The sequence below is a fragment of the Synechococcus sp. CS-603 genome, from assembly GCF_977929215.1.
In genome coordinates this window covers 46,731-67,030 of record NZ_OZ376778.1, presented here as the reverse complement: position 1 = coordinate 67,030, position 20,300 = coordinate 46,731, and the positions used below count along the sequence as shown (strand labels likewise).

Genomic DNA, 20,300 nt, shown 5'->3' with positions numbered 1-20,300 from the left:
CCGTAAACTCCAGATCTGCTCCACTCCGCCCTGTCGGCCGTGGACGCACAGGGAGAGGTGGCTGAGTGGTCGAAAGCGAACGACTCGAAATCGTTTGAAGGGAAACCTTCCGTGGGTTCGAATCCCACCCTCTCCGTTTCGATAGGTTCCCGAGACTGCCTAGAAGGCCTAAGGGAGCTCTGACCCTGGCGATCTCACACCTGTGATCATCTGGTTACCCCACCAGCTCAGGGCTGACCCACCACACACCTAGGCAAATCAGTAAACCTCTGGGTTCAGCTGATTGATACAGCCATGATTAAGGGCGCGGCGCCGGTTCAATGATCGCTTCCTTCTCCAGGTAAGCGATCACCTGGGCAACGGATTCCTCCAGGCTCTGAAGGCCGGTGGCCACCCGCAGTTCGGCGGCTTCAGGGGCTTCGTAGGGGCTGGAGATGCCCGTGAAGTCTTTGATCTGGCCGGCGCGGGCCTTGGCATAGAGGCCCTTGGGGTCGCGGCTTTCGCAGACATCGAGATCGGCGGCGCAATGAATCTCGATGAAATCCGCCGTTTCCACCAGGGAGCGGGCCTTGTCGCGATCAGAGCGGAAGGGCGACACGAAGGCGGTGAGCACGATCAGGCCGGCATCGAGAAACAATTTGGCCACTTCGCCGATGCGGCGAATGTTCTCTTCCCGATCGGCGTCGGAGAAACCCAGGTCCTGGCAGAGCCCGTGGCGGACGTTGTCACCATCGAGCACATAGGTGGCCAGGCCGCGGCTGAACAATTCGGCGTTGAGGGCGTTGGCCAGGGTGCTTTTACCGCTGCCGGAGAGGCCCGTGAGCCAGAGGATCGCGCTGCGATGGCCCCGTTGCTGAGCCCTGCTCTCGCGGGTGATCGAGGCTTGATGCCAGACGATGTTGGTGGCTTTTCCGCTGGGGCTTGGGGGCATGGGCTCGTCAGGGGAAGGGATGGATCAGGAAACGGATGGATCAAGAAGGGGCGGACTGGATCGCCCTGAACGGGATCGCGTTAGGCGTGACCGCCTTAAACAGGGAATGCCGGGTCGATCCGCGCCATCGCGGCCGCAGCGGCCTGGCAGAGATCGGCGTGGGAGCGGCCATGGCTGGCGATCAGGCAGCCGGCCTGACGGGAATCACCGGTGTTGTAGAGCAAGGGGCGACCATCGGCGTGGGTGAAGGCCCCGCCAGCGGCCAGCAGCACGGCTTCCGGCGCGGCCATGTCCCAATCTTTGGGGGCGGTGCGGCCCGAAAGGGAGACATACAGATCGGTTTCGCCCCGCAGGATCGCGCCAACCTTGCCGCCCACACTGCCGCGGGCGAGGCCCGCAGCCACCCCCAGCGAGCCCATCAGAAGCTCCAGGCGATCATCACGGTGGCTGCGACTGGTGACGGGGATCAACTCCCGCAAGTGTGCCCGGCTGCTGAAACGCACCGGCTGACGCTCCCCAGACGGCGACTCGCACCAGGCCTGGGACTCGCCTGGATCAGCAGCGACCACCCCGAACCAGAGCTGATCAAGCTCGGGAAGCAGCACCACCCCGAGGACGGGACGCTGCTGGTGGATCAAGGCGAGGTGAACGGCGTATTCGCCGGTGCCCTGCAGAAAATCCTTGGTGCCATCGAGAGGATCGAGGATCCAGAGCCACTCGGCATCGATCGGCTGGCCGGCGGGCCACTGGCTGGCCGTTTCCTCACTCAGCAGGGTCCAGGGTGCAATGGGAAAGGCTTTGCCAAGGCCGGTAAGCAGGTGATCATTGACCGCCAGATCGGCGGCTGAGACAGGCCCCTTGGGATTGTCATCGACCGAGAGCACGGCCGGGTAGCCGAAGGGGGGCTGCTCGCCGCGGGCATAGGCGCGCAGGATGGCGGCCGATTCCCAGGCCAGGCGTCGCAGCACCGCCAGCAGGACCTCGGGATCGATGCCGACGGGGAGCTGATCAGCTGGCCTCACGCAACACCTCCACCACGCTGCGGAAGGCGAACCATTCAGGAATTTCCTCCCCGGCCCGCAACATCTTGCGGAACTGGGTGCCGCTCAGTTTCTTGACATGCAGCCCACGTGCTTCGGCATGCTCGGCTGTCACGTAGCCCTCTTCTTCGGTATAGACGAGATTGAGGGAAGGGACCGTTTCCATGCCCAGTTCGCTGGCGTTGTCTCTGGCAAAGTCCTGGGCCTGGTAGGGGCCGTAGAAATCATCACCGCTAAGCGATGATTTGCAGCCGGCCATGTCGCGGCCGATGATGAAGTGGGTGCAGCCGTAGTTCTTGCGGATGATCATGTGCTGCAACGCTTCGCGGGGGCCGGCCATGTGCATGGCGTAGGGGAGATAGGCCCAGCGGATGCGCGGGTTGGCCACTTCGGCGGCCAGCCGTTCGTAGGTGGCAAAGCGCACAGCCCCGGCGATGTCGTCGTCCTGGGTGGGTCCACAGGTGGGGTGAACGAGCACCACGGCGGCTGCGCTCACGTTGCTGGCGTGCAGGGCGCGGGTGAACAGTTCGTAGTGGGCGCGGTGAATCGGGTTGCGGCACTGGAAGGCCACCACGTCCTGGTCGTTGGGCAAGCTGGCCCTCACCTCAGCAGGGGTCTGGCAGGGGAAGTCACGCTGGGGGAGTTCGAGGCCCTGCACGGCACCGCCCAGATAAAATCGGCCCCGTTCGCAGCAGATCATCCGCACGGCGGGATGCTCAATCGAGGTGGTGCCGTAGCAACCAGCCGCCTCGCGCACCTTGTCGGGCTCCCAGCGGCTTTCGACCGTCATCACAGCCAGGTCCTGGCCCCGGTAAGTGAGCAACAGCCGGTCCCCAACCGTGATGCTCTCATCGTCTGTATCCAGCACGATCGGCAGGCCGAAGAGCAGGCCTGAGCTGGTGCGGTGGCCGGCCACCACAGCGTGGTAATCGTCTTCGTGCATGAAGCCGCGCAGGGGGGAGAAGCCACCCACCACCAGCAGCTCCACGTCGCAGGCGTTGCGGTCTGAGCACTCCACCACCCGATCCACTCCCGCCTTGATCGCCTGGTGCTGCTCAGAGGCAGCCTGGAGATCAACCAGGCTGCCCCCGTGCGGGGTAATCAGGCCGGTCCTGGGCAGGTCGGCGGTGATGCGTTCAGCGGACATTCAGGTTCCAGGCGCGTGGATTGGAGCCATTGGTGCAACAGCCGGCTGATCTTATGTCTCTTCTGCCCACCCCTCCCTCCAGGTAAGGAAGCGCGATCACCAAGTCGGCGGTGGGGGTTCTGGTTGTGATCGGCCTCATGGTGGGACTACGCATCTAGGGCAGCCCGGGGGGGAATTCCAGGTCTGCTTGCGGTCCCCCGAATCCGAGGATTTCAGGGAGCTGATGGTGGCCGGGCAGCTCCAGAAACGGCGTGTAACTATGGGGGAATGTGAAGGGCGCGCCCGCTCATCAGACTTGGAGTCGCGCCAAAGTGGGCAATTCAGTCCCAATTATTTTGGTGGGATAGTGCATGGGTTCTACCTTGATCTTCTCGAGCAACTCCTCGACCTGATCAAGCCCCGGCCTTGATTTGGCAGAAACTCTGCTCAATCGTGCCAGCTTTTCCTCAATCACCTATTCTCCAAAGGAATGGCAGCGGGGCGCCCAGTCCTTGTGAATTTAAATGTAAAATGCTCTCTCCTTCTCAAGATAAGAGAATGTTGGGCGGAGCATCTTTTTGAAAGTCTGGTTGAATGCCCCGCTTGAACTTCATTCGTAAGGCTTTCCTGGATGATCCCGAGCTTGGTCTCTTGGCGCCTCCCAGATCCCTTGTGCCATCCACGGTTTTCTTGACAGAAAATATTGAAAATCTTGTGGAAATCTTCGAGGAATGGGAGATGGATGCTTAAAAATTTCTTGGCCATTTGTTTTTGGCCGGAAGCATGATGGCGGCTCACACTGTTGATTTGGCTCCCCTTCTGGAGATGGCGAAAGATCCTCAGTTTTTGCATATGAATCCGGTCGAACCGATGGCACTTTTGCCCATGCCATGGGACGGGTTGTTGGTGTCGTGATTCAAAACGAGGGCTACCGAGTTAGATCGCTGCCGGGTCACCCATCAGCCGCGGGGCAGTTCGCTCATCGATGGGCTCGTGTGGAAGAACAGAGCTTCGAGTTGCGAGGTAATCCATAGGGTTGGGTCCCAGCCTCAGCCCCTGCCCCGCGGCCGGCTGTCCCTTGAGGAGGGCTGGCTGCGCGAGGGAATGGTGCGGGAGGAGGCGCTGCGACGCGGCATCGACCCGCCGGGGCCTCCGGCTGATCTGCCGCCGCTACGACCGCCTCCCCCACGGCTGCCGCCCTTGCCGCGACCACCGCTGAGATCGAGGGGTGGCGCTGAGTGGATGGTGGGCTCGAAGCCCGGCACTTCCTGGCGGCGCAAGGGATTGCCGATCACCTTTTCGATCGCGCGCAGTAGTTCATGCTCTTCGGCGGCCACCAGCGAGAGGGCGTGGCCGCTCTGGCCGGCGCGGCCGGTCCGGCCGATCCGGTGCACATAATCTTCGGCGACGTTGGGCAGGTCCAGATTCACCACGTGGGGGAGCTGCTCGATGTCGAGGCCGCGGGCGGCCAGGTCGGTGGCCACCAGCACGCGCATCTCGCCTGTTTTGAAGCCGGCCAGGGCGCGGGTGCGGGCCCCCTGGCTCTTGTTGCCGTGGATGGCCATGGCGCTGATGCCTTCCTGACTGAGACGGTCGGCGAGCCGGTTGGCTCCGTGTTTGGTGCGCGAGAACACCAGCACCTGCTGCCAGTTGTTGCTGCGGATCAGGTGGCTGATCAGATCGCCTTTGCGGGCCATGTCGCAGGGGTGCATCACCTGCTCCACCAGCGGCGCCGCCCGGTTTTCAGGGGTGGCCTGCAGTTGCACGGGCTGGTGCAGCAGCCCGTGGGCCAACTTGCGGATCGAGGGGTTGAAGGTGGCAGAGAACAGCAGGTTCTGGCGTTTGGCCGGCAGCAGCGCCAGGATTTTCTGGATGTCGCGGATGAAGCCCATGTCGAGCATGCGATCGGCTTCATCGAGCACCAGGATTTCCAGACGATCGAAGCGGATCGCGTTCTGCTGGTACAGATCCATCAGCCGGCCGGGGGTGGCCACCAGCACGTCGGCGCCGCGGCGCAGCCGCTGCATCTGCGGGTTGATCTTGACACCGCCGAACACCACATCACTGCGCAGATCGAGGTATTGGCCGTACTCCCGCACGCTTTCGGCCACCTGGGCCGCCAGTTCGCGGGTGGGGGTCAGCACCAGGGAGCGCACCTGGTTGTTGCGGGCATGGGGCCCATGCCGGAGACGCTCCAGCATCGGCAGGGTGAACCCGGCCGTTTTGCCGGTGCCTGTCTGGGCGGCGGCCATCACATCATGACCGCCGAGCACGGCGGGAATCGACTGAACCTGAATCGGCGACGGGGTGGTGTAACCCTTGGCGGCGATCGCCTTGAGCAGCGGTTCAGAGAGGCCGAAGGCTGAAAAATCGACGACGGAGGGGGTGGGCGTACCGGTCTGCTCCTGTCCCGGAGCTGGGTGGGTCAGAACAGAAATCGGAAAAGTCCTCGCAAGAACTCCATTCTACGTGGGCAGAACTGAGATCATGTCCTGAGGGCCCCTCCCGTCGCTGTTTGGCTACCGCCATGAATCCAACCCTCTACAACCGGCTGCGTCAGGCGAGCCGGAGCGGCGAGCGCAGCTGGCGCCCTCCTCTGCGCCCCTGGCAGAAGATCACGGGACTGGCCAGCTGCGTCCAGGCGCCGGCTCAGGGCCCCCAGCTGATCAGTGCAGGGATCAAGCCGCCCATCCAACCAGCGATGGCAGAGGTTGTCGTTGAGGCGGTTTCCGGTTTTGGCAGTGGAATTCCGCCGGTCAGTGTGCCTACAGAAAGCGTTCTTGCTGCAAACTCTGCCGCATCAGAACTGGAGGCAAGCCGGAGAAGCATCGACAGGAAGGAATCAGGAGCCATCACCGTGGCTAATCCCGTCGCTAATCCGGCCAAGCCATCTGTGCTTCTCGCCCCTGGCCCTGCGTCGCCACCGCCAAGCTCCATTCACAAGGGGGTGGCGTTGCTGATCTGGATGGTGGTGGTGCTGCTCGATGGAGTGGTGGCCGCCGTGGCGCTGGCCCACAGTTGGCGGGAGGCCTGGCGAATGGCGAATGCCAACAGCCGAGCCAGAAGTGCAACGCCTCATCCTGGGCTGCCGAATCGGCTGCAGGCCGGTCTGACAACCTCCTGAGGGCCAGCTAACTCCCCTTGCCGGAGGCCACCGGCACCTTGCCCACGCCGAGTTCGCGCAGGTTCTGGATCAGGCCCTGCAGCACCTGCTTGGCATCGCCGAACACCATTGAGGTCTGGGGCAGCTCAAACAGGTCGTTGCGGATGCCGGCATAGCCCGAACCAAGGCTGCGCTTGACCACGAACACCGAGCGGGCCTGGTCGACCTCCAGCACGGGCATGCCGTACAGGGGGCTGGTCGGATCGCTCTTGGCGCGGGGGTTGACCACGTCGTTGGCGCCCAGAACGATCACCACGTCGGTGCGCGGAAAATCCGGGTTGATCACATCCATCTCGATCAGCTGGTCGTAGGGCACATCGGCCTCGGCCAGCAGCACGTTCATGTGGCCCGGCATCCGGCCCGCCACCGGGTGGATGGCGTAGCTGACGGCGACGCCGTGTTGTTCCAGCAGCCGGGCCAGCTCCTTGAGGCTGTGCTGGGCCTGGGCCACCGCCAGGCCATAGCCCGGCACGAACACGACCCGCTCGGCGGCCTCGAGGGTGAGGGCACACTCCTCGGGGCTGCAGGAGGTGACATTGGTATAGGTCTCTTTGCCTTCGCTGCCAGCCTCTGTGGGGCCGGCCACTCCGAGGGCGCCACCGAAGAGCACGGAGGTGAGCGAGCGGTTCATCGCCGTGCACATCACCTGGGTGAGGATCAGGCCGGCGGCCCCCACCATGGCGCCAGCCATGATCAGCAGTTCACTGCCCACCACGAAACCGGCGGCGGCGGCGGCCACGCCCGAATAGGAGTTGAGCAGGGAGATCACCACCGGCATGTCGGCACCGCCGACGGGCAGGGTCAGGCCCACGCCCAGCAGCAACGACAGAACGGTGAGCGGCACCAGCGCCAGCGTGAATCCCTTGAGCACGAAGCCGCAGCAGATCAGGCAGGCCACCGCCATCAGGATATTGATGGCATGGCGCTGGGGACGAAGCGTCCAGCGCGGCGTGCCGATCCATTCCTTGAGCTTGCCCACCGCCACCAGCGAACCGCTGCAGGTGATCGCCCCCACCAGCACCGACACCAGCACCGAGACCTGACCCAGCAGGTTGAGGCCGCCGGGCAGCTGCATGGCGCCGAGGGCGACCAGCAAGGAGGAGACGCCGCCGCAGCCGTTGAACAGGGCGACGGTTTCTGGCATGGAGGTCATGGCGACCCGGAAGGCCAGCAGGGCACCGAGGCCGCCGCCGACCGCCAGGCCGCCCAGCATCCAGGGCCAGCCCGCCAGCCCCTGCTGGGCCAGCAAGCCGACCACCGCCAGGGCCAGGGCCAGGGCCGCCAGACCGTTGGCCGTGCGGGCGGTGCGGATCTTGGCCAGGCCCTTGAGGCCGAGGGCCAGTAGCAGCACGGCGCCCAGTTCGATCGTCAGTTCGCCCATCAGCTGCTCTCTTTGCGTCGGAACATGGCCAGCATCCGGTCGGTGACAAGGAAGCCGCCGACCACGTTGAACAGGGCGAAGCCGAGCGCCACGGCACCCACCGCCCGCAGGGCGGGGCTGGCGGCCTGGCTGATCAGCGTCAGGGCGGCCAGCAGGGTGATGCCGCTGATCGCGTTCGCCCCCGACATCAACGGCGTGTGCAGCGTGGGCGGCACCTTGCCGATCAGCTCCAGGCCGAGCAGGCTGCCGAGCACGAGCACCCAGAGGGCTTGGGAAAGGCCGATCTCACCACTCATGCCACCACCTCCTCAAGCGAAGGCCAGAGGTCGGTGCGGCGGCATAGCCCGCCGTGGGTGATCAGGCAGGAGTCGAGCAAGGGATCCTCGGGGTTGAGTGTCAGGCCGTCATCGGCGAGCAGGGTTTCCAGCAGCGCCACCAGATTGCGGGAATAGAGGGCACTGGCGTGGTGAGGAACGGTGGAGGGCAGGTTGGAGGCGCCGATGATCCGCACCCCGCCGATCTCCACGGTGCAATCGGGCTGGCTGCCAGCGCAGTTGCCACCGCTTGACACCGCCAGATCCACCACCACAGCACCGGGCCGCAGGGCGGCCAGCATCTCCGTGGTGATCAGCAGCGGAGCGGGGCGTCCTGGCACCTGGGCGGTGGTGATCACCGCATCGGCCTCGGCCAGATGCAGGGTCAGCTGCTGGCGCTGCGCCTCCAGGAAGGAGGCACCCGCCTCGCGGGCATAGCCACCGCTCTCACCGGGAGCCTCGCGTTCGGGGGGATCGATGAAGCGGGCGCCGAGGGATTCCACCTGCTCCCTGGCGGCCGCCCGCACGTCAGACACCTTGACCACCGCGCCGAGGCGGCGGGCGGTGGCCACGGCCTGCAAGCCGGCCACCCCGGCGCCCAGCACCAGTACCTTGGCGGGCTGGACGGTGCCGGCCGCCGTCATCAGCATGGGGAAGAAGCGATCGAGTTCGGCGGCGGCCAGCAGCACGGCCTTATAGCCGGCGATGTTGGCCTGCGACGAGAGCACGTCCATCGACTGGGCGCGGCTGATGCGGGGCAGCAGCTCCAGGGCAATGGTCGAGACGCCACCGGCGCTCAAGCGCTCGATCAAGGCACGGTTGGCGTAGGGATCGAGCAGGCCGAGCAGCAGGGAGCCCGAGCGCAGCCGCTCGAGGCCGCCGCTGCCGCCATCGGATTCCGGCAGGGGGGGCTGCACGCAGAGGGCCACATCGGCCTGGCTCCAGCTTTCGGGGCAGCCCACCGGCACAACCGCAGCACCGCTCTGGCGGTAGGCGTCGTCGCTGAATCCAGCCGCCAGCCCGGCCCGCTCCTCCAGCGCCACCTCACAACCCTTGGCGAGCAGGCGGCGCACCGTCTCCGGCGAGGCGGCCACCCGCTGCTCCTGACTCCGTCGTTCCGCCGGGACCAGCACCCTGACCACGTATCCCTTCAACGAGCTGGCCTCTATTGACGGGCCCAGGGGTGTGGCAATGCAAGCGACTGGGGCGGCTTGTGTTCATGCCACCACATGGGAGCCGGCCCCGCCCTGTGTGACGAGCACTACCCCGCCAGCGCCAGGGCCTTCCTATCCAGGACAGACTTCCTTCCGCAGCATCCCGGCCATGACCTCCTTCACGATCACCCTGGACAACGGCAAAAGCTTCAGCTGTCCCGACGACCAGTACGTGCTCGATGCCGCCGAAGAGCAGGGCATCGACCTGCCCTATTCCTGCCGGGCCGGAGCCTGCAGCACCTGTGCCGGCAAGATTCTCTCGGGCAGCGTGGATCAATCCGATCAGAGCTTCCTCGATGACGATCAGATTGCCCAGGGCTACGCGTTGCTCTGTGTCAGCTATCCGATGAGTGATTGCAGGATCAAGCCGGGCGTTTCAGAGGATCTCTGAGCTCCTTGGCGCCAGCTTTTTTGCTCAGATCGCCTCAACGGGGCGATAACTGGGTTCCCAGGTGGCCTGATCCAGCCGTTCGATCGCTTGCTCGGGTGTTGTCGCCAGGCGGGCCAGGCCCGCTTGCACCGCCGCGATGGCTACGGCTTCAGCCACGGCTCTGGCCACCGCCGCCACCTCGCTGAGGTCGGGCATCAGCGGGGCCTCGGGATCCGTGCTGGCTGGGATGCGCTGAGCCAGGGCTTCAAGGCCGGCCACCACCATCGCCTCACTCACCTCGCGGGCGCCCACCGCCACGCAGGCGAAACCCAGTCCGGGGAACAGGAAGCAGTTGTTGCACTGACCGATCCGGCGCGACGTTCCCCCCACCTGCACCGGATCGAAGGGGCTGCCGGTGGCCACCAGGGCGCGCCCGCCGGTCCAGGCCAGCAGATCGCCGGGCCTGGCCTCAGCCAGATGGGTGGGGTTCGAAAGAGGCAGGATGATCGGCCGCTCCACCTGGGCGGCCATCGCCTCAACCACGACCTGATCGAAGGCTCCGGCCACCGTGGAGGTGCCGATCAGCACGGTGGGGTGCACCTGACGCACCACCTCCAGCAGTCCGATCCGGCCCTGAGGGTCCCGCCCGAAGCTGTCCTGCTCGGCCGCCGATCGCGCCAGCGGCGCGGCCATCGCTTGGATCGAGCTGAGCCCTTCCGCCAGCAGGCCGTCGCGATCGATCATCCAGAGACGCTGGCGGGCTTGTGCCTCTGAGAGGCCAGCGCGCTGGAGCAGGCCCACCAGCCCCTCGGCGATCCCACAGCCGGCAGTGCCGGCCCCGAACACCACGATCCGATGATCCTCAACGGCCATCCCGGCTCCGCGGGAGGCCGCCAGCACCACGGCCGTGGCCACGCCGCTGGTGCCCTGGATGTCGTCGTTGAAGCTGGGCAGCTGTGCGCGGTAGAGGTCGAGATTGCGGCGGGCGTTGCCGACGCCGAAATCCTCCCAATGCAACAGGGCGCCGGGAAAGGCGGCTTGAACGGCGGCCACGAAGGCGGCGATCACGGCGTCGTAGGCGCCGCCGCTCAGGCGCGGCTGGCGGCAGCCGGGGTAGAGGGGATCGTCGCGCAACTGCGGGTTGTCGGTGCCCACATCAAGCACCACCGGAAGCATGCGGCTGGGGTCAAGTCCGGCGCAGAGGGTATAGACAGCCAACTTGCCCTGGCAGATCTCAACGCCACCAATGCCTTGGTCGCCCAGGCCAAGAATGCCCTGGGCATCGGTGACCAGAATCAGATCGACCGGGCCCCGGGCCGACTGGCGCAGGATGGTGTCGAAGTGATCCTGGGCCTGGTGGTGGAGGTAAACGCCACCGGAGGGGCTGCGGAAATCCAGGCTGAAGCGCTGAATCGCCGCTCCCACCGTGGGGGTGTAGACGATCGGCAGCAGGGCGTCGATGTGGTCGGCGAGAAAGCGGTGGAAGAGGGTGGCATTGCTGGCCCTGAGCACCTGGGCGAAGCGATATTTCTCCAGATCGGCCGAGAGATCGTTGAAGGCATGCCAGACCCTGGCCACCTGCTGCTCCAGGGTTTCCACCGCCAGCGGCAGCAATCCGTCGAGCCCCAGCGCCTGGCGCTCCTCGCGGCTGAAGGCCGTGCCTTTGTTGAGGTGGGGATCGGCCAGCAGCTGATGACCTCGCAGCTGGGTCTGCAGGGTGTCCATCAAAAAATGCTCTGCCGGGCTCTGTAGTGGCGAAGCGCCAGCGTAGGAGGCGAAGTTCTCTGGCCCGTTCTCAACCTGCGTTGACGGCCTCGCAGGCAAATGAATACTGAGCGCCGCTATTGAGCAGGAAACGGGGATGGGCCGGGTCCTCCAGGCCCCAGAACCACTTGCCATCGGTGTACTGGGGTGGGCCGGCGTCATTGCTGCGCGGCAACTGCAAACTCACCTCGCGCCAGCGCAGCACCGCGAACGCCCCGGGGATGGTGCCGGCTGAAACATTCCCCACCAGCGGATCATCGACGGGGCCGCTGTCGTAACGGGCGGCGAGCAAATCCCCATCGCAGCGGTAGTCGAGCTCCACCACCTGCCCCCAGGCCGGGCTGGCCAGGCCGGCGCACAGACCAAGGCAGAGCACGACGGCAACCAGGGCGCTCCAGCCGTTAGGCCAGCTCCAACGGTTCAGCCGGGGTTGCAGGTTCCGCTGGTGTTGCAGGTTTGGCCGGATCTGCTGAATCGAGCTACGGGGAGAAGCCATCGTGAGCAGGCATCGTGGTCGGCAGTGAGGCGATTCTGGCCACGGATCCAGCGGGCTGCCAGCGGGCTGTATTGGCTTCCCGTCTCAGCGATTCAGGCGACGCATCTGCCAGGTCAGCAGGGTGCCCAGGGGGCTCCAGAGCAGGTAGGGCACCAGCAGCACGGCCGCCAGGCCTGAACTGGAGGCCACCAGGACCGTGAGCGCCACGCCCCAGACCCAGCCGGCGAAGCCGACGGCCGTGCCTGCGGTGAGCGAGCGGGTGCGGCAGATCAGCCAGGTGTAGCTCTGGACCAGCAGCAACAGCACCAGGTAGCCGGCCATCGCCCACCAGCCACTACCGGCCCGCCAGCTGATCAGGGCGGAGGCATAGAAGCAGGCGTAGATCGCCAGCCAGATCAAGGGGATCAGGCGCTCGAATGTCAGCCAGGCCGGCCGGCGCAGCTGCAGAAACCACTGGAAATCCTCGCGGCTGGGGTTCAGCGCCAGGCTGACGCCAACCTGGACCAGAAGCAGGATCAGCCAGGCAGGCATGGCGGCTCAGCGAGGAATAGGAATGGGCCTGATTCAATCGTCATGATGGCTGGGGTCCTCCGCCCGCCGCCAGAGCGCCAGCCCCCCTCCCTTTCCCCGGGCAGCCAACCAGACGGTTTCAGCTTCAGAGCCAGAGTCAGTCCCAGACCCTGTGGCGATCAAGGCGAAAAATGGGCTGGAGGCCGTGCCGGGTGCGGCCAGGGGACGATCAAGCCAGCAGCGACGTCCGAAGCGAACCTGTAGCCGCTCGAAGCGGAACCGGAGCAGCGGGCGTTTGCCTTCGAGCCAGGCGTGGCCCTGGAAACGCAGCTCCAGGGCCCCGATCCCAACCATGTTGGCGATCTGGAATGGCGCCGCTGGTTCAGGATCATCAGGATCGCTGCTCGGGCTGACCAGGGTCAGGCTGGCCCCCAGGCTGCGCAGGATGGCTGCGCTGATCGCGGCGGGTTGGCTGGACGTGCGCGGCCAGACCTTCTGCAGCAGCCAGGTGCCAACCAGATCGGGGGCTGCGATGCCGCTCCCCTTGCGGCGGCTGATCCGTTCACGCTCGAGCAGCTCGGCACCATCGGGCCACGCCGGTAACGCCCGAGCAGGCACCGGTTCAAGGGCCGAAGAGTCTGCTGGCTCGCTCATTCCTGGCGGGCGCGCTTGGTGGCCAGACCCGCCTCAACCGCGGTGACCACGGCTACCAGCAGCAGACCGGCCAGGCCGATCCGTTGGTTCTGTTGTTCTGCCGCCAGGGTGGCTTCGCCTGCCAGCACGGCGCCGAGCACGAACCAGGAGGTGGTGATCAGCGAGCAGATCCAGTAAGCCTTCCAGCGGCGTTGGTAGATGTAGCCGGTGCCAAGACCCGGAACCAGGTTGAGCAGCACCGCCACCCAGCCGGCGGAACTGGCGATCAGGTCTTTGGAGCTGGGGGGCGTGGAGGCTGGCATCGGGATCAGGCCGGAAGCGGGCTTCAACTCTGGCGGAGCGGACAGGCGGCCGATCCCCCAGCCGGGCCGTGTGACGATCTGTGGGCGTAACGGCCGACCATTTCTAGGCTGATCGGGTAAGTGAACTGTGATCGAGGAACGGCCATGCGTACCCAGGATCGAGAGCAACACGACAATCTCTACGCTGAGGAAGGAACCATCCAGGCTGGCGAAAGCAGGGCCGATGCCCAGTCCCATGCGATCTGGGCGGTCGCGGCCATCGCCTTGATGGTGGCTGTTCTCGGCATTTCTCTGATTCTCACCTAGGCGCGGCGTGTGCCCCTACAGCTGGTTGATGGCTGCCGGAGTGCTCGTTGGCCTCCAGCCTGCCCCTGCACCTGGCGATGCCGCTGAGTTCCGTGACTGCGGGGCGTTGCGAGCGGAGTATCAACACCTGTTCGCTGAGGCCATCTCAGCGGAGGTTGAGCTGCTCTCGGCAACCCGCCGGCGCCTCTGCCCGGATCTCGAACCACCTCGAGAAGGCGGTGCCAACTTGAGAGGCCCCGATCAGGAACTCGATATCGGTGGCCTGCTCGCCTGTCGTCAGCAGGCGGAACGGGCTGTCCAGGCCGCCAGCCCCCTTCTTTTCACAGCCCAAGGGGGCTTTCGCTTCTTCACCCCGAGCGGCGCCAGCCAGGCCCGCGCCGCGCAACGGCTGCTGGCCCAGTTGGAGCAGCAGGGCTGCTCCCGCGACAGCTTCTGAAGGTCGCCTGCAAAACCTCGCGATCTGTTCAGGGCCCTGGCCTGTTGCCGATCGCTCAAGCCTTGCCGCTCAGAGCTGGAAATGCTGCTGGCAGAAAGCCACTCCCTGAGACGGGGGCCAGCGCAGGGTTCGAGGTGCCAGCCTGCCCGGAGTTCCCCTTGGCGCGCGCGCCCGGCTTTCCTCCTGCTGATGCCCCACGCCACCTTTGATCGTGATCCTGGAGCGCTTGATCGAGACCCTGGAGCGCTGCGCGATCCCCAGTTGATCCGGGAATTGATGCCGATCTGGGAGTGGTTCTACCGCCATTACTTCCACGTTCAAACCAGCGGCTGGGAGCACATCCCGCGCCGGGGGCAGCTGCTGCTGGTGGGCTCCCACAACGGTGGCCTGGCCACCCCCGACCTGCCGATGTTTTTGTACGACTGGTTCAGGCGGTTCGGATATAAGCGCCAGGTGTACGGACTCGCCCACGCCAAGGTCTGGCAGACCTATGCGCCGATGGCCCAGCTGGCAGCGCGGGTGGGTGCGATTCCCTTCTATCCCAGAAATGCCCTGGCGATCCTGGATCAGGGCCACAGCCTGCTGGTGTATCCGGGAGGCGGTCACGACGCCTTTCGCCCCCATCGTGACCGTGGCCAGATTCATTTCGGCGGCCGCACCGGCTTCCTGCGCCTGGCCCTCTGGCATTCCCTGCCGATCATTCCACTGATTTCCTGGGGCAGCCACGACACCCTGATCGTGCTCGACGATTGCTACACAAGGGTCCAGCGATTACATGCCCTGGGTCTGCCCTGGCTGTTGGGAATCGATCCCGAAGTGTTTCCGATCTACCTCGGCCTGCCCTGGGGAATCGCTTTCGGCCCTCTGCCCAATATCCCCCTGCCGGCACAAATTCACACCCGTGTCTGCCCGCCGATCCTGTTCGGGCGAACCGGCCACGCCGCCAGCCGTGATCGCCCCTATGTGGAGGCCTGCTATCAGCGCGTGGTGCAGGAAATGCAGCTGGAACTTGATCGATTGGCGGAGGAGGCTTCAAGATGAACGGGGGCACTGCATGCAAAGCCAGGCAGTATCCATTCGAAGGTGGTATTTAAATTGAGCAGTTCAGCAGGCGTGAGGCCAGCAAAAAGTGGGTCGAAATTCTTCGAATGCTTCGATGAAAGAAGGTTTAACTGTTCTGAGCATGGACCAAGCCATGCTCCACCACTCCCAATCTGTTCCCCCGATAGTTTGCCCTTTTTCGAACTTTATCGCACCAACTTTGACTTTTCAGGAACCATTTTAGCGTATTCTTCAGGCCCTCTTCAAAACTGTGGCTTGAAGTCCATCCTAATTCGTCACTGATTTTGCTGGGATCGATCGCATATCGACGATCATGACCGGGCCTATCAGTGACAGGTGTAATCAGGTTGGAGTGAGCAGCTTTGCTGGGTAGAAGTTCATCAAGTAAGAGGCAGATCGCCTCCACAACCTGTTTGTTGGTGCGCTCGCCATGCCCGCCCACGCAATAGCTCTGGCCAAGGCGTCCTTTTGTGGCTGAGAGCAGCAGAGCATCAACGTGATCTTCTACATACAGCCAATCGCGGATGTTCGCACCATCTCCATACAACGGAATGGGTTCACCCGCGACTGCCTTGAGGATCACGACGGGGATCAATTTTTCGGGAAATTGCCACGGCCCATAATTATTGCTGCAATTGGTGAGAACAACAGGCAGGCCATAGGTGTGATGCCAGGCACTCACCAAGTGATCACTGGCAGCCTTGCTGGCGGAGTAGGGAGAGCGTGGATCGTAGGGAGTGGTTTCAGAAAAGCGACCTGTTTCCCCCAGGGACCCGAACACTTCATCCGTGCTGATGTGATGCAATCGGAACTGTTCTTTTCTTTCACCACCGAGGCGATCCCAATGTCCTCTGATGGCTTGCAACAAATTGAAGGTTCCTGTCACATTGCTGGCAATGAAATCACCTGGTCCTTCGATGGAACGATCCACGTGGCTCTCTGCTGCTAGATGCATGACAAGATCGGGGTCAGCCTGGCGAATGGCCGCTTCCAATGCCTCTGCATTCGTGAGATCTACCTGCAACAGTTGATGGCGCTCTTCACTGGCTTCGCCTGCTTCCCTCAGCACGCCTTCGATGCTGCTCAAGTCACTGGCGTAACCCATCTTGTCGAGATTGAATACCGTGGCCGTGCTCTCGCGTAACAGCCGCCGCACCACGGCTCCACCGATGAAGCCGGCGCCACCAGTCACCAAGATCCGTTGGCGGCCTTCCAGCAACTCAGCGATTTCTGGGGTTGTCGTCTGCTGATGATCCATGGGCCTGTGGGTGGTGTGTTGGGTGATCTCCTGAAGGATGGGCCTTAGCTTTTTGGTGTCGACACCGCTCCGAGCACAGCGGCCAGAGCTTCTCGCCAGTGGGTGGCCTGCAGGTTGAGTGCCTGGCGGCTACTGGTGCAATCGAGCAGGGTATAGCTGGGCCGCTCTGCTGGTGTCGGGTAGTCGGCCGTTGTGAGCGGCTTGACCTGGGCGGCTTTGTGCAGCAGTCCGGCGCTGACACCGAGTTCGCCGATGGCGATGGCGAAGTCGTACCAGCTGGCTGCACCGGCATCGCACCAATGGAGCACTCCACCCCCTTGCTTTGCGGTGGCAGCCCAGCAGGCGCTGGCCAGGGTGAGGGTGCTGGTAGGGCATCCCACCTGATCGGCCACCACTCCGAGGGGTTCTCCCGTTTCGGCGTTCTGCCGGTGCAGGCGCAGCATGGTGAGGCAGAAGTTCTTGCCCACCGGCCCATAGACCCAGCTGGTGCGCAGGATTGTGAGCTGCTCTGGTGTTAAAGCGGCCTGTGCGGCGGATTCACCTGCCGCCTTTGTCTTGCCGTAGACCCCCAGCGGTTGCATGGCTTGGGCGGGTTCATAGGGATGGCCTTGGGCGCCGTTGAAGACGAAATCGGTGCTCACTTGGAGCAGCTTTCCGCCAGTTTCAGCGAGGGCTTCGGCAAAGGCCCCCGGTGCACTGGCATTCACCGCCATGGCCAGGTCTGGTTCTGATTCGGCGCGATCGACCGCCGTGTAGGCCCCAGCGCTGATGACCCAATCGGGTTTGAATTCATAGACGATTTGGCGGCAGGCCCCGGCATCGGCGAGGTTGAGCTGATCCCGCCCCGTTGCCATCAGTTCCACCCCCTGGGGCACGGAATCGATCAGGGCCTGACCAAGCTGGCCATCTTTGCCCGTGATGATCACCTTCACGCAAACACCTCGGCATCCACCAACAGCGGCGCCGACGCATCTTTGCTGGCCAGCAACGGTTCCACGCCGCTCAGTTCGCCCAGTAGCCAGGCGATGGCGATGGCTGGGTCGCTCCAGAGCAGGGAGCGTTCACAAGTTTTGCTCCATAGGCCACTGGCCTTATAGAGAACGTCGGCTGAGGGGCTGAGGGTGAGAAAACCATGGGCAAAGCCGGGTGGTATCCACAGCAATTGGTGGTTTTCGGCGCTCAGGCGCTCACCAACCCACTGCCCGAAAGTGGCCGAGCTGCCCCGGATGTCGACGGCCACATCAAAAATTTCGCCGGCGACGCAGCGCACCAGCTTGCCTTGTGGTTCTGGCTGCAGTTGATAGTGAAGACCACGCAGCACTCCCTGGCTCGAGCGGGAGTGGTTGTCCTGCATGAAGATCGGCGCTTCCGCTTCGCTGACGCCGAGGGCCGCAGCAAAACTGCGCGCATTCCAGCTCTCGAAGAAAAAGCCTCGATCATCTTCGAATACCTTGGGTGTGAGCAAGATGGGCCCTGCGATCGCGTAAGTCTTGGCTTCCATCAAGCAGCTCCTTTGATCGCGGCAGTCGTCAGCACGGAATCCATGCCATCACTGAGCAGGCGTAGTAGATAGTTGCCGTAGCCGCTTTTCTTGAGTGGTTGGGCCAAACGTTCAAGCTGGTCGTCATCAATCCACCCCAGCCGCCAGGCCACTTCTTCAGGGCAACCCACCTTGAGCCCTTGCCGGTGCTCCAAGGTGCGGATGTAACTGGCGGCCTCATGCAGCGAATCCGGGGTGCCCGTATCCAGCCAGGCCATGCCGCGACCCATCAATTCGACCCGCAGAAGGCCTTCATCCAGGTATTGGCGATTCAGATCAGTGATTTCCAGTTCGCCGCGCCCTGATGGCTTCACCTGTTTGGCTCGTTCCACCACCGTGTGGTCATACACGTAAAGGCCGGTGATGGCATAGCGGGATTTAGGCTTTTCGGGTTTTTCCTCGATACTCAAGACACGTCCATCAGCAGCAAATTCGACGACGCCATAGCGCTCAGGATCGCCGACTCCATAGGCGAAAACCGTGGCGCCATCATGGCTGGCGTTAGAGGTTTGAAGTTGCTGGGCCAGCTCATGGCCATGAAAAAGATTGTCGCCCAAGACGAGGGCTGCGGCTGCTCCACCTAGAAAGTCCTCGCCAATCAGAAAGGCCTGAGCAAGGCCATCAGGACTGGGCTGAACGGCATAGTGAATCTCCATTCCCCAGCTACTGCCATCGCCCAGCAGACGCTCAAAGGCGGCGCGGTCGACCGGTGTGGTGATGATCAGAATTTCACGAATACCCGCCAGCATCAAGGTGCTGAGTGGGTAATAGATCATCGGTTTGTCATAGACGGGCATCAACTGTTTGCTGACGGCAGTTGTGAGCGGTGCCAGCCGTGTGCCATTGCCGCCTGCCAGAATCAGCCCCTTGCGGGCAGGTGCGGTTGTGTGCATCAGCGGCTTGATGGTCAATGGCTAGTAGCTTAAATAGTGAATCTTGTCTTAACCAAGAATATCTTCGAATCAATGGATGAGTTTATGTTGTGAATGCTCTTCAGTGCTGGCGTCTAAACAACCTAGAATTGATGTTTTTTGAGTTGGTATCAAGGCATTGGGAAGGGCTTCTTGCGACTCAGTGAGAGAAGCAAGCATGCAAAGTTTTGCCGGTATCAACGGATACAATTGGCTGTTGTTTCGCCGTACTCTGCCTTCCCCGCTGCTGCTGAATCGAGCCCGATGTGGAGCAGTGGGACTCGTGGGCAACGGAGGGGGCGGGATTCGAACCCGCGGAGGCTTTCGCCTCGCTGGTTTTCAAGACCAGAGCCATCAACCACTCGACCACCCCTCCAGAATCGCCACTGGAGCCCGTAACGGCCAGCAGCTCTCCTAGCTTCCCATGCCCCAGGCCTTCAAAAAGGCTTCCCAGGGGCTGAAATCCACAAAATCGATGCCCTGCTCAGCGCTGCAGCCCATCTGATGGGGAAGGCGGGCGGCGATGGTGGTGGCCAGCTGGCCACAGCCTCAGTGCATAGGTTTTGATCGGTCTTGATTGTCCAATGGCTGTGTTTCAGTTTATTGGTGTGAGTCAGCCAATTGGTGTGATGTAGTACTGGCTGGAGACACCTTCAACGTCATGATAGTAGTAGAAGCAATCGGGGTCAATGGCTTGGATTGAAGTGATCATCGGTGGTAGTTCTTCCTGGGTGATGATCGTTCTCACCACGTAGTAGGAGTCTCCACTGCGGCCACCGGTGATCGGGTGGGCCGAGTAGGTGCGATGCGAGGAGGAATCACAAATGGCCTGGCCGATGGCATCGCGTTGGTGCGTGATGATCGCCAGCATCGTGATCTTGAACTTGTGGTAAAGGTCATTTAAAGTTTCTGTGGAAACAAAGATGTAGAGGCAGGTGTACATCAGTGTGTTGACCACAGACTCAAACTCACCATTCTTGAGGAAGTCAACAATCAACCCGAAGGCGGTGGATCCAACCGAGGCGATTACGGCGATCGATCCAACTGGCTTGAGGTGTTTGGTGGCGTAATAGGCACCAATGATGTCTTCATCGCCGGTGGACCCACGATTCTTGAAGGCCAGAGCCTTGGCCACCCCGGCCAGCAAGCCACCGAAAATCACCAGAATGATGCGTTCATTCTGGGGTTCAGGCCGGGCAAAGCTCTGTTCTGGCAAGATCAACAGAGTCAGCACAACGGTGCTGACGACAACCAGCGATCGCAGGGCAAATACCTTGCTGATCCGCGTAAAAGCAAAGACCAGCAAAAGGGCCTGAAAGATCACATAGAGGACAATGAATAGATTGAAGCTTTCGAAGTAGTACGACAAAGCTGTGGCAATACCCTCGGTCCCCGTTAGAATCACCTTCGAGGGAAGAATGAAATATTTGAGGGCAATAGCATAGAGGATCCCGGCAAATACGATGACCGTATAGCTCTTGAGTAGGCGATTCATGGGCCCTTCCAGATTTCAATGCTCAAC

At 63.0% G+C, this 20,300-nt stretch carries 21 protein-coding genes and 2 tRNA genes; 5 read left to right on the top strand and 18 right to left on the bottom strand.

Annotated elements, in window-relative coordinates; genetic code table 11:
• The first annotated feature begins 51 nt into the window (after positions 1-51).
• Positions 52-136, top strand: a tRNA-Ser gene (locus ACXMDM_RS00355).
• A 162-nt stretch (positions 137-298) separates the two neighbouring features.
• Here the strand turns inward: ACXMDM_RS00355 and cysC are convergent.
• The 7 genes from cysC to ACXMDM_RS00320 all read right to left on the bottom strand — a co-directional run bounded on the left by cysC (position 299) and on the right by ACXMDM_RS00320 (position 9,097).
• On the bottom strand, positions 299-931 hold the full coding sequence (gene cysC / locus ACXMDM_RS00350; protein ID WP_071800118.1) for an adenylyl-sulfate kinase: 633 nt from the start codon (positions 929-931) through the stop codon (positions 299-301).
• Between the two features lie 95 nt (positions 932-1,026).
• A complete protein-coding gene (locus ACXMDM_RS00345; RefSeq protein WP_071800117.1) occupies positions 1,027-1,953 on the bottom strand; it encodes a 3'(2'),5'-bisphosphate nucleotidase CysQ family protein in 927 nt (308 codons plus the stop codon).
• On the bottom strand, positions 1,940-3,118 hold the full coding sequence (gene sat, locus ACXMDM_RS00340; protein ID WP_071800116.1) for a sulfate adenylyltransferase: 1,179 nt from the start codon (positions 3,116-3,118) through the stop codon (positions 1,940-1,942). Before sat ends, ACXMDM_RS00345 begins: the two co-directional genes overlap by 14 nt.
• 1,028 nt (positions 3,119-4,146) lie before the next feature.
• Positions 4,147-5,349 (bottom strand): DEAD/DEAH box helicase, encoded by a 1,203-nt coding sequence (locus ACXMDM_RS00335; protein ID WP_499569865.1) that lies wholly within the window; start codon positions 5,347-5,349, stop codon positions 4,147-4,149.
• A gap of 879 nt (positions 5,350-6,228) precedes the next feature.
• Positions 6,229-7,641: an NAD(P)(+) transhydrogenase (Re/Si-specific) subunit beta gene (locus tag ACXMDM_RS00330; RefSeq protein WP_071800112.1), complete on the bottom strand. Its 1,413-nt coding sequence runs from the start codon at positions 7,639-7,641 to the stop codon at positions 6,229-6,231.
• Positions 7,641-7,937: an NAD(P) transhydrogenase subunit alpha part 2 gene (locus ACXMDM_RS00325; RefSeq protein ID WP_071800111.1), complete on the bottom strand. Its 297-nt coding sequence runs from the start codon at positions 7,935-7,937 to the stop codon at positions 7,641-7,643. The genes ACXMDM_RS00330 and ACXMDM_RS00325 overlap by 1 nt, the downstream gene beginning before the upstream one ends.
• Entirely contained in the window at positions 7,934-9,097 is a 1,164-nt protein-coding gene (locus ACXMDM_RS00320) for an NAD(P) transhydrogenase subunit alpha (protein WP_071801941.1), read from the bottom strand. The genes ACXMDM_RS00325 and ACXMDM_RS00320 overlap by 4 nt, the downstream gene beginning before the upstream one ends.
• 181 nt (positions 9,098-9,278) lie before the next feature.
• Between ACXMDM_RS00320 and ACXMDM_RS00315 the strand changes: the two genes are divergently transcribed.
• Positions 9,279-9,560 (top strand): 2Fe-2S iron-sulfur cluster-binding protein, encoded by a 282-nt coding sequence (locus ACXMDM_RS00315; RefSeq protein WP_071800110.1) that lies wholly within the window; start codon positions 9,279-9,281, stop codon positions 9,558-9,560.
• A gap of 24 nt (positions 9,561-9,584) precedes the next feature.
• On the opposite strand, the gene ACXMDM_RS00310 is transcribed toward ACXMDM_RS00315, so the two are convergent.
• From ACXMDM_RS00310 to ACXMDM_RS00290, 5 genes are all read right to left on the bottom strand, one after another.
• Positions 9,585-11,264, bottom strand: coding sequence for an NAD-dependent malic enzyme (locus tag ACXMDM_RS00310; RefSeq protein WP_071801940.1), 1,680 nt, complete (start codon positions 11,262-11,264; stop codon positions 9,585-9,587).
• Positions 11,265-11,334: 70 nt separating this feature from the next.
• Positions 11,335-11,799 carry a DUF8671 domain-containing protein gene (locus tag ACXMDM_RS00305; RefSeq protein ID WP_233831044.1) on the bottom strand — a complete coding sequence of 155 codons (465 nt, stop codon included), beginning with the start codon at positions 11,797-11,799 and terminating at the stop codon, positions 11,335-11,337.
• Positions 11,800-11,883: 84 nt separating this feature from the next.
• Positions 11,884-12,330, bottom strand: a complete 447-nt coding sequence (locus ACXMDM_RS00300; protein ID WP_071800109.1) for a TspO/MBR family protein — start codon at positions 12,328-12,330, stop codon at positions 11,884-11,886.
• A 33-nt stretch (positions 12,331-12,363) separates the two neighbouring features.
• Positions 12,364-12,963, bottom strand: a complete 600-nt coding sequence (locus tag ACXMDM_RS00295; RefSeq protein ID WP_233831041.1) for a hypothetical protein — start codon at positions 12,961-12,963, stop codon at positions 12,364-12,366.
• Positions 12,960-13,265, bottom strand: a complete 306-nt coding sequence (locus ACXMDM_RS00290; RefSeq protein WP_071801937.1) for a DUF8646 family protein — start codon at positions 13,263-13,265, stop codon at positions 12,960-12,962. Before ACXMDM_RS00290 ends, ACXMDM_RS00295 begins: the two co-directional genes overlap by 4 nt.
• A 144-nt stretch (positions 13,266-13,409) precedes the next feature.
• Between ACXMDM_RS00290 and ACXMDM_RS00285 the strand changes: the two genes are divergently transcribed.
• From ACXMDM_RS00285 to ACXMDM_RS00275, 3 genes are all read left to right on the top strand, one after another.
• Complete coding sequence (locus tag ACXMDM_RS00285) at positions 13,410-13,571, top strand: hypothetical protein (RefSeq protein WP_162922841.1); 162 nt, start codon at positions 13,410-13,412, stop codon at positions 13,569-13,571.
• 40 nt (positions 13,572-13,611) lie between these two features.
• Positions 13,612-14,007 carry a hypothetical protein gene (locus tag ACXMDM_RS00280; RefSeq protein ID WP_259723178.1) on the top strand — a complete coding sequence of 132 codons (396 nt, stop codon included), beginning with the start codon at positions 13,612-13,614 and terminating at the stop codon, positions 14,005-14,007.
• Positions 14,008-14,196: 189 nt separating this feature from the next.
• Positions 14,197-15,048 (top strand): lysophospholipid acyltransferase family protein, encoded by an 852-nt coding sequence (locus ACXMDM_RS00275; protein WP_071800107.1) that lies wholly within the window; start codon positions 14,197-14,199, stop codon positions 15,046-15,048.
• Between the two features lie 127 nt (positions 15,049-15,175).
• Here the strand turns inward: ACXMDM_RS00275 and rfbB are convergent, their stop codons facing one another.
• The 6 genes from rfbB to ACXMDM_RS00245 form a co-directional block, all read right to left on the bottom strand.
• Entirely contained in the window at positions 15,176-16,327 is a 1,152-nt protein-coding gene (rfbB, locus tag ACXMDM_RS00270; RefSeq protein WP_071800106.1) for a dTDP-glucose 4,6-dehydratase, read from the bottom strand.
• Between the two features lie 44 nt (positions 16,328-16,371).
• Positions 16,372-17,259: a dTDP-4-dehydrorhamnose reductase gene (gene rfbD, locus ACXMDM_RS00265; protein WP_071800105.1), complete on the bottom strand. Its 888-nt coding sequence runs from the start codon at positions 17,257-17,259 to the stop codon at positions 16,372-16,374.
• Positions 17,256-17,828: a dTDP-4-dehydrorhamnose 3,5-epimerase gene (gene rfbC / locus ACXMDM_RS00260; protein ID WP_071800104.1), complete on the bottom strand. Its 573-nt coding sequence runs from the start codon at positions 17,826-17,828 to the stop codon at positions 17,256-17,258. Before rfbC ends, rfbD begins: the two co-directional genes overlap by 4 nt.
• Positions 17,828-18,760, bottom strand: coding sequence for a glucose-1-phosphate thymidylyltransferase RfbA (rfbA, locus tag ACXMDM_RS00255; RefSeq protein WP_071801936.1), 933 nt, complete (start codon positions 18,758-18,760; stop codon positions 17,828-17,830). Before rfbA ends, rfbC begins: the two co-directional genes overlap by 1 nt.
• Before the next feature lie 309 nt (positions 18,761-19,069).
• Positions 19,070-19,154 (bottom strand) — tRNA-Ser (locus tag ACXMDM_RS00250).
• Between the two features lie 237 nt (positions 19,155-19,391).
• Positions 19,392-20,273, bottom strand: coding sequence for a YitT family protein (locus tag ACXMDM_RS00245; protein WP_071800103.1), 882 nt, complete (start codon positions 20,271-20,273; stop codon positions 19,392-19,394).
• Between the last annotated feature and the right edge of the window lie 27 nt (positions 20,274-20,300).